This window comes from Cyanobium sp. Morenito 9A2, assembly GCF_024345575.1.
Taxonomy (GTDB): Bacteria; Cyanobacteriota; Cyanobacteriia; order PCC-6307; family Cyanobiaceae; genus ATX-6F1.
Genome location: NZ_JAGQBJ010000015.1, coordinates 13,558 through 28,157 on the forward strand (window position 1 = coordinate 13,558; position 14,600 = coordinate 28,157).

15 protein-coding genes are annotated in these 14,600 nt (G+C 66.7%); 4 read left to right on the forward strand and 11 right to left on the reverse strand.

Going from position 1 to position 14,600, the window contains the following annotated elements:
• Positions 1–54 precede the first annotated feature (54 nt).
• Positions 55–1,038 carry a LysR family transcriptional regulator gene (locus KBY88_RS14330; RefSeq protein ID WP_254940623.1) on the reverse strand — a complete coding sequence of 328 codons (984 nt, stop codon included), beginning with the start codon at positions 1,036–1,038 and terminating at the stop codon, positions 55–57.
• 104 nt (positions 1,039–1,142) lie between these two features.
• Here KBY88_RS14330 and KBY88_RS14335 point away from each other — a divergent pair, with 104 nt between their 5' ends.
• On the forward strand, positions 1,143–1,880 hold the full coding sequence (locus KBY88_RS14335) for an SDR family oxidoreductase (protein ID WP_254940624.1): 738 nt from the start codon (positions 1,143–1,145) through the stop codon (positions 1,878–1,880).
• 71 nt (positions 1,881–1,951) lie between these two features.
• Here the strand turns inward: KBY88_RS14335 and KBY88_RS14340 are convergent, their stop codons facing one another.
• Both KBY88_RS14340 and KBY88_RS14345 read right to left on the reverse strand, forming a co-directional pair.
• Entirely contained in the window at positions 1,952–2,590 is a 639-nt protein-coding gene (locus tag KBY88_RS14340) for a pyridoxamine 5'-phosphate oxidase family protein (protein WP_254940625.1), read from the reverse strand.
• Between the two features lie 15 nt (positions 2,591–2,605).
• Positions 2,606–3,211, reverse strand: coding sequence for a glutathione S-transferase family protein (locus tag KBY88_RS14345; protein ID WP_254940626.1), 606 nt, complete (start codon positions 3,209–3,211; stop codon positions 2,606–2,608).
• 163 nt (positions 3,212–3,374) lie between these two features.
• Here KBY88_RS14345 and KBY88_RS14350 point away from each other — a divergent pair, with 163 nt between their 5' ends.
• Positions 3,375–3,965: a TetR/AcrR family transcriptional regulator gene (locus KBY88_RS14350; RefSeq protein ID WP_254940627.1), complete on the forward strand. Its 591-nt coding sequence runs from the start codon at positions 3,375–3,377 to the stop codon at positions 3,963–3,965.
• A gap of 23 nt (positions 3,966–3,988) precedes the next feature.
• Here KBY88_RS14350 and KBY88_RS14355 read toward each other — a convergent pair whose 3' ends face one another.
• From KBY88_RS14355 to KBY88_RS14365, 3 genes are read right to left on the reverse strand one after another with little or no spacing between them, the layout of a single operon-like run.
• Complete coding sequence (locus KBY88_RS14355) at positions 3,989–4,372, reverse strand: hypothetical protein (protein WP_254940628.1); 384 nt, start codon at positions 4,370–4,372, stop codon at positions 3,989–3,991.
• Positions 4,373–4,378: 6 nt separating this feature from the next.
• Entirely contained in the window at positions 4,379–5,449 is a 1,071-nt protein-coding gene (locus KBY88_RS14360; RefSeq protein ID WP_254940629.1) for a GTP 3',8-cyclase MoaA, read from the reverse strand.
• 10 nt (positions 5,450–5,459) lie between these two features.
• Entirely contained in the window at positions 5,460–6,056 is a 597-nt protein-coding gene (locus KBY88_RS14365; RefSeq protein ID WP_254940630.1) for a molybdenum cofactor guanylyltransferase, read from the reverse strand.
• A gap of 148 nt (positions 6,057–6,204) precedes the next feature.
• On the opposite strand from KBY88_RS14365, the gene cynS reads away from it, so the two are divergent.
• Both cynS and KBY88_RS14375 read left to right on the forward strand, forming a co-directional pair.
• Positions 6,205–6,660: a cyanase gene (gene cynS, locus KBY88_RS14370; protein ID WP_254940631.1), complete on the forward strand. Its 456-nt coding sequence runs from the start codon at positions 6,205–6,207 to the stop codon at positions 6,658–6,660.
• Positions 6,657–8,792 (forward strand): molybdopterin oxidoreductase family protein, encoded by a 2,136-nt coding sequence (locus tag KBY88_RS14375; RefSeq protein WP_254940632.1) that lies wholly within the window; start codon positions 6,657–6,659, stop codon positions 8,790–8,792. Before cynS ends, KBY88_RS14375 begins: the two co-directional genes overlap by 4 nt.
• Here the strand turns inward: KBY88_RS14375 and KBY88_RS14380 are convergent.
• From KBY88_RS14380 to KBY88_RS14400, 5 genes are all read right to left on the reverse strand, one after another.
• Complete coding sequence (locus KBY88_RS14380) at positions 8,789–9,388, reverse strand: helix-turn-helix domain-containing protein (RefSeq protein WP_254940633.1); 600 nt, start codon at positions 9,386–9,388, stop codon at positions 8,789–8,791. The two genes, KBY88_RS14375 and KBY88_RS14380, sit on opposite strands and share 4 nt — an antisense overlap.
• The gene (locus KBY88_RS14385) at positions 9,385–10,218 is read right to left on the reverse strand and encodes a nitrate ABC transporter ATP-binding protein (protein ID WP_254940634.1); all 834 of its coding nucleotides are present in this window, start codon (positions 10,216–10,218) and stop codon (positions 9,385–9,387) included. The genes KBY88_RS14380 and KBY88_RS14385 overlap by 4 nt, the downstream gene beginning before the upstream one ends.
• A 12-nt stretch (positions 10,219–10,230) precedes the next feature.
• Entirely contained in the window at positions 10,231–12,255 is a 2,025-nt protein-coding gene (locus KBY88_RS14390) for an ABC transporter ATP-binding/substrate-binding protein (RefSeq protein ID WP_254940635.1), read from the reverse strand.
• A gap of 4 nt (positions 12,256–12,259) precedes the next feature.
• The gene (gene ntrB, locus KBY88_RS14395; RefSeq protein WP_315858142.1) at positions 12,260–13,126 is read right to left on the reverse strand and encodes a nitrate ABC transporter permease; all 867 of its coding nucleotides are present in this window, start codon (positions 13,124–13,126) and stop codon (positions 12,260–12,262) included.
• An 84-nt stretch (positions 13,127–13,210) separates the two neighbouring features.
• Entirely contained in the window at positions 13,211–14,509 is a 1,299-nt protein-coding gene (locus tag KBY88_RS14400; protein ID WP_254940636.1) for a CmpA/NrtA family ABC transporter substrate-binding protein, read from the reverse strand.
• Positions 14,510–14,600 lie beyond the last annotated feature (91 nt).

Genomic DNA, 14,600 nt, shown 5'->3' on the forward strand with positions numbered 1-14,600 from the left:
CGTTCTGCTCCAGCGAGGGGAACGACGAAGCGTTCATGGCACGCGCGGCCAGCCTCAGACCGCAGCGCCCTGCTGGTCCATGCGCGAGCTCCTTCCTGGTGGCGATGGCATGGCGTCCTGTTCAGGTGCCAGTGGATCGCAGGAGACCCATGGATGCCTTCTGAAGTGATGGCTGATGGCTTGGATGAAGGCATGGACCCGGGCTGGAACGAAGCGATCCGGGCGGTGCAGCGCGTGGATCGGCAATGGTTTGGGCTGGTAGGCCTCAAGAACAACCTGTAGCCGATCGGAGGCGATCTCTTCGCCAAAGAGCCAGACAGGACAGACGGCAATCCCCATGCCGGCGAGAACAGCCTCCCGGATCACCGAGGAGTTGTCGGTTCGGAAGTTTCCTCCGACGCTCACCCGTAGGGGCCCATGGAGGGGATGGTCAAAGTGCCAGTCGTTCAGCGACGTATGGCGGCTGAAGAGGAGGCAATTGTGATGGAGGAGGTCATCGGGAGTCTGGGGAACGGGCCGCGCGGCGAAATACGTGGCGGCCGCCACGGTGACGCGCCGGGTGATGCCGATGGGATAGGCGATCAGGGATGGGTCGCGGATCTCGCCGATCCGAATCGCCACATCCACAGCCTCTTCCACCAGATCGACGAAGGCGTCGCTGAGCTTCAGATCCAGCTGAAGTCTTGGATGGCGCTCCAGGAACGAGCGCACAAATGGCATGACCACTTGCTGGCCGAAGGCCACCGGACACGACACCCGCAGGCAGCCTTCCAGGCGGTTCCGTTGACCGACGCTGGCCGTTGCTGCTGCCAGCGCATCCAGGGCTGGTTGGCAATGGGCGAAGAGCCGCTCTCCTTCGGGGGTCAGGCTCAACCGACGGGTGGAGCGGCGCAGCAGTTGCACGTCGAGGTTGCGCTCCAAGCTGGCGATCTGCTTGCTCACGGTGGGCTGGGACGTGCCCAGCTCCCTGGAGGCGGCCGAAAAGCTCCCCAGCTCCACCACCCGAACGAAGACCTGGAGCAGGGTCAGCCGATCCACGGTTCAATCATTCGCCAATGGAATGAATTCTAGTCTCATTGGCCCTCTTCTCAAATCCATGGGAATGGAACACGCTTTGGTCTGACCACTCAGCCCAGCGATCCATGGAGCTTTCGAACACCAGCGCCCTCGTCACCGGTGCCAACCGCGGCATCGGCCGCGCTTTCGTCGAGGCCCTGCTCGAGGGCGGCGTGCGCCGCATCCATGCCACAGCACGCTCCCTGGAGAGCCTGCAAGAGCTGGTTGCCCTCGCCCCGGAGCGCATCCTGCCGCTTGCCCTCGATATCACTCAGATCGATCAGGTTCAGAACGTCGCCGCCATCGCTGGAGACATCTCCTTACTGATCAACAACGCTGGGGTGCTTGGCTCAGGGGGCCTGTTCACCCCCTCCAGTATCGAGACGGCCCGCTGGGAAATGGAAACGAACTACTTCGGCACGCTGTCGATGGTGAGAACCTTCGCGCCGGTCCTGAAGGCGAACGGCGGCGGCGCGATCGTCAACATGATGTCTGTGGTTGCTGTTGCCAATGCACCGTTGTTCAGCTCCTACAGCGCCTCCAAGGCCGCCCTCCATTCGTTGACCCAGGGAATCCGTGCTGAACTGGCCTCCCAGGGCACCCTGGTGGTCGGGGTCTACCCAGGGCCCGTGGATACGGCGATGGCCGAGGGTCTTCCCGTGGAGAAGGTCGCCCCGATCGATGTGGCCAAAGCCTCCCTGGAGGCGATCCTTACCGGTCAAGAGGTTGTGCTGCCTGATCCCGTTTCGCAGCAGTCCTTCCAGGAGTTGCTGGCTCCGCTCAAAGCCCTGGAGCTGCAATTCGGTGGCTGGATGCCCGGTTGAGCGCCGGGCCTCTGGCCGGGGATTCCGGCGATCAATCTGCCTGGGGACTTGAATCCCCAGCAGAGGCTCCTTCAACGGTCGGGTTGGTGCGACGAAGGTTCGCAAGCGGGATGCTGAGCCTGGAGCCGCTCCTGCTCCAGGGACGCGATCCGTTCCCGCAACGGCCGTTCCCGCGCCTCAACCTCCGCTGCCGTGAAACGGGGGGTGATGAATTGCGGGCAGTTCCAGTCGAAGGCCTCCACCTTGATGCGGAAGAGGCGCTCAGGTTCACCGGCCTCTGACTCATCCAGCCACAGCCGTTGCCGCAGAGATGAATCGCCGTCGAGGGAAACGACCGCGGCCTCGCCGTCAAGCTTCAGTCTCCGCCGGGCGCCGTAATCCATCAGGAACAGAGCCACCCGCGGATCGCGGCGGAGGTGTCCCGTGGTGAGCAGCTGCCGGTTGCCCCCGTAGTCGGCGAAACCAAGGGTGTGGTCATCCAGCACCTTCAGAAAGCCCACCGGGCCACCGCGGTGCTGGAGGTAGGGCGCGCCCGTCTCGGTGAGGCTGGCCAGGTAGAAGCTGTCGCGCGCTTGGATGAAGGCGGTTTCCTTCGCCCCGAGCCGATCGGACGCGGGGGCCGGTGGTACCGCCTGGCTCTGCCCATAGGCCTGGCGCTGGGCCTCCCCGACGGCGGGGGTGAGATGGCGATGCAGGTAGTGCTGGGTCATCGGTGGATGCTCCGCTCAGGCCTTCAGGCCCGCCATCGCTCTGTAGCCCGGCAGCGCCTGGATGCGTCCGATCCAGGCACAAACGTTGGGATAGGGAGCCAGATCGATGCCCCCATCCCCCGCCAAGGCCACGTAGGGGAAAACGGCGATGTCGGCGATGGTGGGGCGATCCAGCTCCAGCCAGAGTCGATCGCTCAGGTGGCGCTCCAACTGGTCGAGGATGAAGGCGGCCTTCTCCAAGGCGCGCTCGATCGGAAGGCTGGTGACCCCGAAGAGGTGGTGCAGACGGGCGCTCTCGGGGCCCTGCCTGACCTCCCCGGCGGCTGTGGAGAGCCAGCGCACCACCCTGGCCTGCGCCAGAGGCTCACTGGGGAGCCATTCGCCGTCGCCCTGGAGGGCCGCCAGGTAGTAGAGGATCGCCTGGGCATCGGAAAGGATGGTGTCGTCCGATTCCAGAACGGGCACCTGGCCGAAGGGGTTGAGCGCCAGAAAGGGCTCGGACTTGTGCTCGCCCTGCATCAGATCGACGCGCACCCATTCGTAGGGAACCCCGAGAAGCTCGAGCAGCAGGCGCACTTTGTAGCTGTTGCCGGAGAGTTCGTGGCCGTGGAGACGAAGCATGGCAGTGAGGCGCGAAGGGGTGCAATGGCTGAGGTGGAGCCCCCGTAAAGGGAAAGGGGGGCCCACGGCACAGACCGAGAGAGATCAGACAGATCGTTCTGTCTCCTTATAGGTAGCAGACTGTTCTGTCTACTGTCTAGGCTTTGTTCACAACATGAGCGCCATGACCGCCAGCGCCACCGTTAACCGGGCTTCCGCCAAGCGTGAGGCCCTGCTGAGCACGGCCCAGGATCTCTTCTCGCGTCAGGGCTACAGGGCCGTGGGCATCGACACCCTGCTGGCCGAGGCCGGGGTGGCCAAAATGACGCTCTACAAGCAGTTCGGCTCCAAGGAAGAGCTGATCGCCGCCGTGCTGGAACGCCTGGCCGGGCAGATCAGTGCGGCGCTCACCGCCCGGCTTGCCCGCGCGGCGGGAGGGAGCCAAGGCCGGCTCCTGGCGGTGTTCGACTGGCTGGCGGACTGGGTCCGCTCCCCCGATTTCCACGGGTGTCTGTTCATCAAGGCGGCCAGTGAGTACCCCGAGGCCACCGATCGCCCCCGCCAGGCCGCGGAGACATTCAAGGCAGGTTGCCGCGCGCTGATGGAGGAGCAATGCCACGAACTCGGGATCGCTGATCCCTCTCATCTGGCCCGTCAGCTGCATCTCCTGCTCGAAGGCGCACTCGTGTTGTCGTTCCTCGAGCGCGATCCCCGTGCGGCCCAGGCCGCACGGGAGGCGGCAGCGGTGCTGATCAACGCCGCGGCGCCCGGTTGAGAACCAACGTCCCGCGTTCGGTCTCAGCCCGCGCGCCGCTGGGTCTTGAGCAGTCGGCAGGCCAGCAGAAATCCGCCGCAGGCGACCAGGGAAACGGTGAGCACCTCTCCTCGAGCGGGGACCAGCAGCACGTAGCCCTTCCCCTTGGTGAGCGCCGCGAAGCTCGACACGCAGAACGGCATCAGGAACAGCCGCAGGGTCTGCCAGGGATCGGTTGGCGAAGCGACATCCCTGGAGACGCTGAGCATCAGGCCCACACCGATGATCACGCTGAGGCCCAGGGAGTTCAGCCACAGCAGGGGGTCGGGCTCGAACAGGGCGAAGGCGCTGACCAGGTACCAGATCAGGTAGCACCAGAGCACCTGCTTGCCCGGGCGCAGGTTGGCGAAGTAGCGCAGCAGGGTCACCAGTGCTCAACCCCCGAGGTAGGCCATCTCGGCCCGTGGGGCCGCGGCTTGTGGGCTGCTCGCAACCCGTTGTTGCTCCTGGCGCTCCTCGCTGTAGCGATCGGTGCGCGCCTCCCACAGGCCCCCCAGGTTGCGTGCCAGGCCACTCCCATCGAGGGCGGGCCGCAGCCAGGGTTTGAGATCGGTGCCGCCTGTGGCGAACAGGCAGCCGTAGGCGATCCCATCGGCGGTGACGCGCAAGCGGTTGCAGTCGCCGCAGAAGGGGGCGCTGATCGAGGCCACCACGGCAACGTGCGCCTCGCCATCGCGGTAACGCCAGCGGCTGGCGGTGCCGTGGGCGCTGCGGCCGATGGGTTCCAGGGGCCAGCGCTCGCCGAGGCGGGCCACCATCTCGGCGGCGCTCAGCACCTGATCGGCTGACCAGCCGTTGCGATGGCCCACATCCATGAACTCGATCAGGCGCAGCTCCAGCCCCCGCTCCCGGGCCAGCTGCGCCAGGGGCAGCAGCTGGTCGCCGTTGCCGCCGCGGGTGAGCACGGCGTTGAGCTTGAGCGCCCCGGTGGCTGGATCAAAGCCCGCCGCGCGGGCGTGCTCGATGGCCGCGAGCACCTTCTCCAGCACCACCGCTCCGGCGGCGGTCCCCCCGGTCAGCCCGGCCATGCGCGCCACGCTGGCGCCATCGCTGCCATCGAGGCTGAGGGTGATTCGGTCCAACCCCGCCGCCTTGAGCGCCCGGGCCCGTTCAGCGCTCAGCAACACCCCATTGCTGGTGAGGGCGATCTCGCGCAGACGGCCGCGGCGATCGCCTTCGGCCCGTTGGCGCAGGGGTTGAAGGGCCGCAATCAGTGCTTCGAGCCCTGGATGCAGCAAGGGCTCACCACCGGTGAGCCGCAGGGTGTGCGCCCCAAGGGATACGGCGGTCTCCACCAGCTGAACGCGCTCGCCCTGACTGAGCAGCTCAGGGGGATCCGTGCCCTCCGGGCAGCAGTAGGGGCAGGCCAGGTTGCAGCGGGCCGTGAGCGACAGGCGCAGCACCCCCAGGGGCCGGCCGAGCTGATCCAGGGGACCTTGCGCCATGGGGCGCACGCTAGGGCCAGAGCGCGGCGGCGGTGGCGGGGTCGTTGGCGTTGCGCAGGGCGGCGGCCGGCAAGGGCACGCTGCGGGCACCCACCGCCTCCAGCCAGCCCTGCAGGCTGCGGCGGCCCAGGGCGAGGTGCGCCTGAACCGAGGTCCGCTGCTGTCGATCGGCTGGGTAGATCCCCAGCAGCGGCTGCAGGCGTTCGCCATCGTGGGCCACCAGCACCTGCCCGGGGTCGCGATGCGCTTCCTGGCAAAGGATGTCGAGGCTGGCGCCATCCAGCCAGGGCATGTCGACGGGACAGAGCAACAGCAGGGCACCCGGGTGGTGCTCCATCAGCCGGGCCAGGGCCCGCAGGGGCCCCTCCCAGGGGGCCGGTTCTTCGAGCACCTCCAGCGGCACCGCCAGGGAGGGGGCGATGGCTCGGGCCAGCTCCAGGTGGCTGGGGTGCCGGCTGAGCACAGTGATCGGGGCGCCAGCCAGGGCCAGCAAGCGCAGGCTGCGCTCTAGCCAGCTGCCCCCTTCCTGGTGGGGCAGCAGGGCCTTGTCGCGGCCCATGCGGCGGCTCTCGCCGCCACTGAGCAGGCAGGTCCGCAGGGGGGGCATGGTCCGCGGGTCCAAGGCCAACGGCGGCAGCGGCTCACCCTATGGCGCCCCCATTCCGAGGGCAGCGCCGAGCCCATCGATTCCGTAGTGGTTGCCACTGGAGCGGCCCTGGTCGCTCCGTAGGGTCCGGCCACCGTTCCCACCAGCCATGGCCGCCGCTTCGGTCCCTTCCGAGCTCACCACCACGCTGCTGGCGGCCAAGCGTCGGCTTGGTTTGAGCTTCGCTGATCTGGGCGCCCTGATCGGCACCGATGAGGTCTGGGTGGCGAGCCTGCTGCATGGCCAGGCGACGGCGACCGCCCAGGAGGCCTCCACGCTGCTGACGGCTCTGCAGCTCGAGGCCTCCCTGCTCGATGAGCTCACCGCCTACCCGCTGAAGGGAGCCCTCAATCCGGTGATTCCCACCGATCCCCTGCTGTACCGCTTCTTTGAAATCCTGCAGGTCTATGGGTTGCCGCTCAAGGATGTGATCCAGGAAAAGTTCGGCGACGGCATCATGTCGGCGATCGACTTCACCCTCCATGTCGATCGGATGGAGGACCCCAAGGGCGATCGGGTGAAGGTGACGATGAATGGCAAGTTCCTGCCCTACCGCAAGTGGTGAGTGGCGCCGAGTCCGGCAACGCCCGCGCCCAGTGTCCCTATTGCGGTGTGGGTTGCGGCCTCGATCTCAAACCCCCGGCCGAACTGGGTGGCAGCTGGACGGCCCGGGGTGATCGCCAGCACCCCTCCTCCCTGGGGCAGGTGTGCATCAAGGGGGCCACCGTTGGCGAAACGCTCGACCGCGGCCGCCTCACCACGCCCCTGTACCGCGAGCGCACCGATGAGACCTTCACCCCGATCGACTGGGAGCAGGCTTTCGAGATTCTGGTGCGGCAGATCCAGAACGTGCGCGCCGAGCTGGGGCCGCAGGGCCTGGCGATGTATGGATCGGGTCAGTTCCTCACCGAGGACTACTACCTGGCCCAGAAGCTGTTCAAGGGGGCCCTGGGCAGCAACAACTTCGATGCCAACTCCCGCCTGTGCATGAGTTCGGCGGTGTCGGGCTACGCCCGCAGCCTCGGCTCCGATGGGCCCCCCTGCTGCTACGACGATCTCGATGTCGCCGACACGGTGTTCGTCATCGGTGCCAACATCGCTGAGTGCCATCCGGTTCTGTTCCAGCGGCTCGTCAAGCGCCATCGCAAGCGCCGTGACCCCGATGAGCTTCGGGTGGTGGTCGTCGATCCGCGCGAAACCGCCACCATCGGCATCGCCGACCACTACCTCGCCATCCACCCCGGCACCGATCTGGTGCTGCTGCATGGCATGGGCCATCTGCTGCTGAAGCAGGCCGCGATCGACTACAGCTTCATCGAGCAAGCGACCGAGGGCTTCACCGCCTACGCCGCGCTGCTCCAGGAGTGGACGCCGTCCCGGGTCGCCCAGCTCTGCGGCATCAGCGAAGAGCAGCTCCAGGAGGTGGCTCGGCTCTGGGGACGCAGCCGCGCGGTGCTGAGTCTGTGGTCGATGGGAGTCAACCAGTCGGCGGAGGGCTCGGCGACCGTCAGCGGGATCATCAACCTGCACCTGCTCACCGGCCAGATCGGTCGGCCGGGGGCGGGGCCCTTTTCGCTCACCGGCCAGCCCAACGCCATGGGTGGCCGTGAGGCGGGGGGCCTGGCCCAGTTGCTGCCCGGCTACCGCGCCGTGGCCGAGCCGACGCACCGGGCCGAGTTGGAGCGCCACTGGGGCCTGGCCCCGGGCGCGATCTCCGCCGAACCGGGGCTGGATGTGTGGCGGCAGATCGAGGCGATGGAGCGCGATCAACTGGGGCTGTGGTGGGTGGCGGCCACCAACCCGCTGGTGAGTCTGCCCTTCCTCGATCGGGTGCGTGCCGCCGTCGCCCGCTGCCCGTTGGTGGTGCTGTCGGAGGCCTACGTGGGCACCGAAACCGAAGCCGTGGCGCACCTGGTGTTGCCGGCGGCCCAATGGAGCGAGAAGGCCGGGGTGATGACCAACTCCGAGCGCCGCGTCACCCTTTGCTCCGCCTTCCGAGCGCCCCCCGGTGAAGCCCGCCCCGACTGGGCCGTGTTCGCCGAGCTGGGCCGCCGCCTGGGGTTCGTCGAGTTGTTCAGCTACGGCTCCAGCGCCGAGGTCTACGACGAGTTCACCGCCTGTACCCGCGGCCGGCTCTGCGACCATGGCGGCTTGAGCCACCCGTTGCTGGCCGAGCACGGCCCCCAGCAGTGGCCGTTCCCCCTGGGCACCCGTCCCGGTGGTGGTGGGAGCCGCCTGTACACCGAGGGCCGCTTCCCCACCCCCAGCGGCCGGGCGCGGTTCCTGGCCGATCAACCCCTTGGCCTGGCTGAGCCCCCCGACGACGACTACCCCCTGGTGCTCACCGTGGGACGCCATCTCAGCCAGTGGCACACGATGACGCGCACCGGCAAGGTGGAACGTCTGCTGGCGATGGAACCGGAGCCGCTGCTGGAGGTCCATCCCGACGATGCCGAGCTCGCCGCCCTCCGTGAGGGTGGCCTGGCCTTGATCAGCTCCCGGCGGGGCAGCCTCACGGCCACGGTGACGATCACCAGGCGCATCCGCCCGGGCACGGTCTTCCTGCCGATGCACTGGGGGGCAGCCCAGGCGACTCCCTGTGAGGCCAACCGCCTGATGCACGAGCTGGGTTGCCCGATTTCCAGGCAGCCCGAGCTCAAAGCGGCGGCGGTGTTCCTCGAGGCGGTGGACGTTTAGGCCACCAGTCGCTCCGACTCGACCAGGGCCGGCGCCAGGCGCAGCCCCGTGCTGCCGCCATCGCCGTAAGCCACCAGATCGGTCTCCCGCCATCGCGACATCATCTTGGTGACCGTGACCCGGGTGCTGCCGATCAGTTCAGCGAGGCGTTCGTGGGTCAGGCGCATGGGCAGTTCGTACCAGGCACCGTTGCGTCGCCCCAAGCGCAGCACCAGCAGGGTCAGCAGAGCCTGGAGGCGCTGCTCGCATGGGTTGAGGTGACGGATCAGCAGCAGTTCCAGCATCCAGTCGCCCACGCCCTCGCCCGCCTTCGGGGGCGGATCGGCCGGTGTCAGGGTGGAGAGGGTGGCCGGACAGAGCGCCTCCAGCCCCACCCAGTCCCGGAGCACGGTCTCCGGGTTGAGGCCCTCCCCGCTCTGCAGGAAGCCGATCGTGATCTCCACCCCTTCGGGGCTGGGCAGGTAGACCCGCACCAATCCCGCTTCCACCCGTAGGCCGAGGCTCAGCAGGGGCGTGTTGGCATCCAACAGAACGGATTGGCCCTGCTCCAGCCTGAGCCCGGGTCGGGCGGGTCTGAGCAGGGAGGCCCGGCTCATTCGTCGTCGTGGGCGAAGCGGCGGTAAAGAAAATCAAGCGCGCGATTGCGCAGATCAAAGTATTCCGGCTGCTCCATCAGACGGGCCCGATCCCGTGGGCGCGCAAACGGCAGCTCCAGCACCTCGCCGATCGTGGCGGCTGGGCCATTGGTCATCATCACGATCCGGTCGGCGAGGAACAGGGCCTCATCGATGTCGTGGGTGATCATCAGCACCGTCACCTTGTGGTCGGCCCAGATGCGCAGCAGCTCCTCCTGCAGTTCCTCCCGGGTGATTGGATCGAGGGCACCGAACGGCTCATCGAGCACCAGAACCTTGGGCCTCAACGCCAGGGCCCGGGCAATCGAAACCCGCTGCTTCATGCCCCCCGAGAGGCTTGCCGGCTTCTTGTCGGCCGCTTCAGTGAGCCCCACCATGGCCAGGCTCCGCTCCACCAGCTCCCGGGCCTGGCCGTTGCGTTTCAGCTCCGGGAACACATGGTTCACCGCAAGGGCGATGTTGTCGTAGGCACTCAGCCAGGGCAGCAGCGAATAGTTCTGGAACACCACCATCCGGTCTGGCCCCGGCTCCTGAATCGTCTGGGATTCCAGCCGCACCTCTCCCTCGGTGGGCTGGCGGAATCCCGACACCATGTCGAGCAGGGTGGACTTGCCGCAACCGGAATGGCCGATCAGACAGACGAACTCACACTCGGCAACGCTGAGTTGAATGTTGTCGAGAACGGGGAAGAGCCCTGTCTTGGTGGGGTACACCTTCGAGACGCCATCGATCACCAGGAAGGGTTCCCGGGTCTGTTCGGCCAGCGGCGCCGTGATGGTTTCGGTCTGCATGGGCTTGGCGACTCAGCGAAGTGGGGACGGGGAGACGGGGATCGGGCCGGGTCTGGGCGGCAAAACAACCGTTTCGCGGCTGATCGCGCCGTTGGTGCCGAGCGCCTCGAGGTAGCCCAGGGGGTCGCCGGGGTCGAGCCTTGGCGCTCCGAACGGCTGCAGCGCTGTGGACGCCCGGCTCTGGAGCGGCAGGCCCAGCGACTCGGCGGCGGCGGCGTAAAGATCGGGGCGCTGCACCCGCTCGATCACCTCCTGCCAGTTGAGCGGGAAGGGGCTGATGCCCCAGCGCGCCAGCTGGGTGAGGATCCAGGCCGCATCGCTGGGGTCGGGCGGGTTGATCTGGGCCCCGTAGAAGCGGAAGAACTCCGGCATCGGCTGCGGCTCGCCCAGGCCACGGTCGAAAGGACCAATCAGGCCCGGGCGCAGCAGGGACTCGTCGGCGCCCACATACTCCCTGCGGGCCAGCAGCTCGCTGAGATCGGCGCGGTTGGCGGGATCATCGCAATAGCGGCAGGCTTCGATCAGGGCTTTGATCAGGGCCTGGTGGGTGAGCGGGTGGGCGGCGGCCCAGTCTTCACGGACGCCCAGCACCTTTTCGCAGTGGCCGTTCCAGAGCTCCCCGTCGGTGGCGATCACCGTGCCCAGCCCCTCCTGCACGGCGCGGCTGTTCCATGGCTCCCCAACACAGAAACCATCGATGCTGCCGGCCTTGAGCGTGGCCACCATCTGGGGCGGCGGGATCACGATCAGCTCCACATCCCGACCGGGTTCCATGCCGCCGGAGGCCAGCCAGGCCCGCAGGATCAGGTTATGCATCGAGGCGGGATGCACCATCGCCAGCACAGGCTTGCGGCCGGGGTTGGCAACGGTCCAGGCCTTCAGGTCGGCCAGGCTGTGCACGCCGGCCTCGGCAAAACGGCGATGCAAGCTGATCGCATTGCCGTTGCGTGAGAGGGTGAGCGCCGAGATCACAGGCGTTGGTGGCTGTCCGCCGCACCCGAGGGTCATGGCGAAGGGCATCCCCGCCACCATCTGGCCCGCATCCAGCACCTTCTGGCGCACGTTGGCTTCGAGGGTCTTCCAGTTGGTCTCGCGTCGCAACGTCACCTGCTCCAGGCCGTACTTGGCGAAGAAGCCCCGCTCCTGGGCCACCACCAGGGGAGCGCAATCCGTAAGCGGGATGAAACCGATCTCCAGATTCACCTTTTCAAGCGTGTTGGCGGCGATGGCGGTGGCTGGATTGAGGCGCTGGAGCCGGGCCAGTCGCTGCTGGTTGAGGAACTGAACCACCTCCCCCCGCTGGGAGTAGTAGGTGGGATGCGCCGCCGCGCTCAGGTGGGTGCGGGGCCGGGGCAGATCAACCTCCATGATCTGGCCGATGTAGGCCTCTGGGCCGTTGGTCATCAGCACGATGCGATCGGAGAGCAGCAAGGCCTCATCGACATCGTGGGTGACCATCACCGTGGTGACTTTGGCCTCTTCGCAGATGCGCATCAACTGCTCCTGAAGGTTGCCCCGAGTGAGGGCATCAAGGGCGCCGAAGGGTTCATCAAGCAGCAACAGCTTGGGGCGCAGGGCCAGGGCCCGGGCGATCGCCACCCGCTGCTTCATCCCTCCTGAAATTTCATGGGGATACTTGTCGGCCGCCGCCTTGAGCCCCACCAGCTTGATGTGGTGATCAATGATCGATTCCCGCTCGGCCTTGCTGCTGGAAGCCATCACGTTGTCGACGGCCAGGGCGATGTTCTGGTGCACTGTTTTCCAGGGCAGCAGCGAATAGTTCTGAAACACCACCATCCGGTCCGGCCCCGGATCGGTGACCTGGCGCCCCTCCATCAGGATGCCTCCTTCTGTGGCCTGGGTGAGACCAGCCAGCAGGTTGAGCAGCGTTGACTTTCCACAGCCCGAGTGGCCGACCAGGGAGACGAACTCGCCCTCGGCGATGTCGAGAAAAACATCCTTCAGGGCGTTGTACTGGCCCCCGCCTTTGAGCGCAAAGCTCTGGGTGATGTTGTCGACCGTGAACAGGGCAGGCATGGTTTCAGTGGGCTCCGGTGTTCAGGCGGCTGCCGATGTAGGCGATGAGCCGATCGAGAATCAGGCCCACGATGCCCACGTAGACGATGGCCAGGATGATCTGGCTGGTGCTGCTGTCGCCGCCGGCGTTGTAGGCATCCCAGATGAAGTAGCCGATGCCACCATCAGCCTTGAGCATCTCAGCGGCCACGATCGCCAGCCAGGCCAGGCCGATGGCAATGCGCAGGCCCGTGAACACATAGGGAACAGTGGAGGGAATGACGATTTCTCGGATGTAGGCACGTTTGCTCAGCCTCAGCACCCGGGCCACATTGGTGTAGTCCTGGGGGATCTCCTGGATGCCCACGGCGGTGTTGATCACGATCGGCCACACGGCCGTGATGAAGATCACGAAGATCGCCGCCAAATCCGCCTGCTGGAACAGCAACAGCGAGATCGGCAGCCAGGCCAGGGGCGGCACCGTGCGCAGCACCTGGATCATCGGATCAAACCCCTTGCGGATGAAACCGTTGAGACCCAGGGCCATGCCCGCAGCGATGCCGACCACCGCCGCCAGGCTGTAGCCGATTGCCACCCGTTGCAGGGAGATCAGGATCTGCCAGCCCATGCCCTTGGCCGTGCCGCCGTCGTCGTAGAAGGGCTTGCTGATGTAGGGCGTCCAGGTCTGGGTGACCACCTGGATCGGTCCGGGGAAGGCGCTGCCGCTGAGGCTGCAGACAACTTGCCACACCAGCAAAGTAAGCCCGATGCAGATCACCGGAGCCTTGATCTGCCGGGCCAGGGGGCTGCTCAGCCAGGTCGGCGCAGGAGGCCGGGAGGGGCGACCGCGCGTCTGACCGGCGGCGCGACGGGGGGCAGAGGCCGTGATCATCGGGACCGGTGCGAGTGGAGAGAACAAAGAAGGCTCCGGAGGCCTAGGGACGCCTCCGGAGCGGAGCCATGGGCCCAGGCAGGCCTACTTGAGGGCCTTGATCTTCAGGCCCTTGAGGTAGGCCTGGGGGTTGGCGGCATCGAACTTGACGCCGTCGAAGAAGACCTCCACTCCACGGGAATCGCCGCTGGGGATCTCCTTGTAGCCGTTGGCCTTGGCGGCGGCGCGCCAGAGGTCGGAGCGGTTCACCTTCGCCACCAGGCCCTTGATGTTGGTGCCCTTGGGCAGGTAGCCCCAGCGGATGTCCTCGGTCACGAACCAGGTGTCGTGGCTCTTGTAGGGGAAGGAGGCGTTGTTAGCCCAGAACTTCATCTTCAACGGGCTGTTCTTAACCACCCTGCCGGTGCCGTAGTCGATGTCCCCCCTGAGACGGGGCAGCAGGTCGTCCACGGTCGCTTTGACGTACTTGTCCTGCGCAAGGATCGTGGCCAGTTCCTTGGTGTTGGAGGGGTTGTCAGACCATTTCTGGGCCTGCTGAACGGCCATCAGCAGGCGTAGGGCAGCGTTGGGATTCTTCTTGACCCAGTCGGCCCGAAGGGCGAAGGCCTTCTCGGGATGGTCTTTCCAGAGCTCGCCGGTGATCAGGGCGGAATAGCCGAGTTTCTTGTTCACCAGCCGCTCGTTCCAGGGTTCGCCCACGCAGAAGGTGTCCATGGTTCCCGACTGCATGTTGGCGACCATCTGCGGCGGTGGGATCACCACCAGGTCGGCATTCTTGTTGGGATCGACGCCGTTGGCCGCCAGCCAGTAACGCATCCAGAGGTCGTGGGTGCCGCCGGGGAAGGTGACAGCGGCCTTGAACTTGTCACCCGTGGCGTTCTTCTTGGCCACAGCCTTGCTCAGGCCCGGAGACTTGACTGTGAACATGTCCTTGAGGAACGCATTGGAGAGCGAAATGCCCTGGCCATTCACGTTCAGGCGGGCGAGGATGTTCATCGGCACCGGTTGCTTGCTCTTGGCGATCGCCCCGGTGGTGAGCAGGTAGGCCATCGGGGTGAGCAGGTGGGCGCCGTCGATGCCGCCTTTGCTGCTGCCGAGCTCCAAGTTATCGCGGGTGACGGCCCAGGAGGTCTGCTTCTTGAGCGTCACCCCGGTCATCCCCTGCTTGGCGAAGAAGCCCTTCTCCTTGGCGATGATCAACGGTGCGGCATCGGTGAGGGCGATGAAGCCGAGGTCCACCTCGGTGGTTTCCGGTTTGCCGGGCGCCGCCTGGGCCGCCAGGGGTGCCAGCAGCCCGGTGCCGGCCATCCCAAGGGAGAGTCCCAGGCAGGCGGTGGAGAGGCTGGTGCGAATCAGGAAGGATCGACGGGAGAGAGGCGGCATGGAGGCGGCAGGCACGGAGGCAGGCGAAACAGCAGTGGTGGGCGGCATGACTTTCCCTTGGCGGCCAGGGCCGGAAGGACGCGCGCGATCG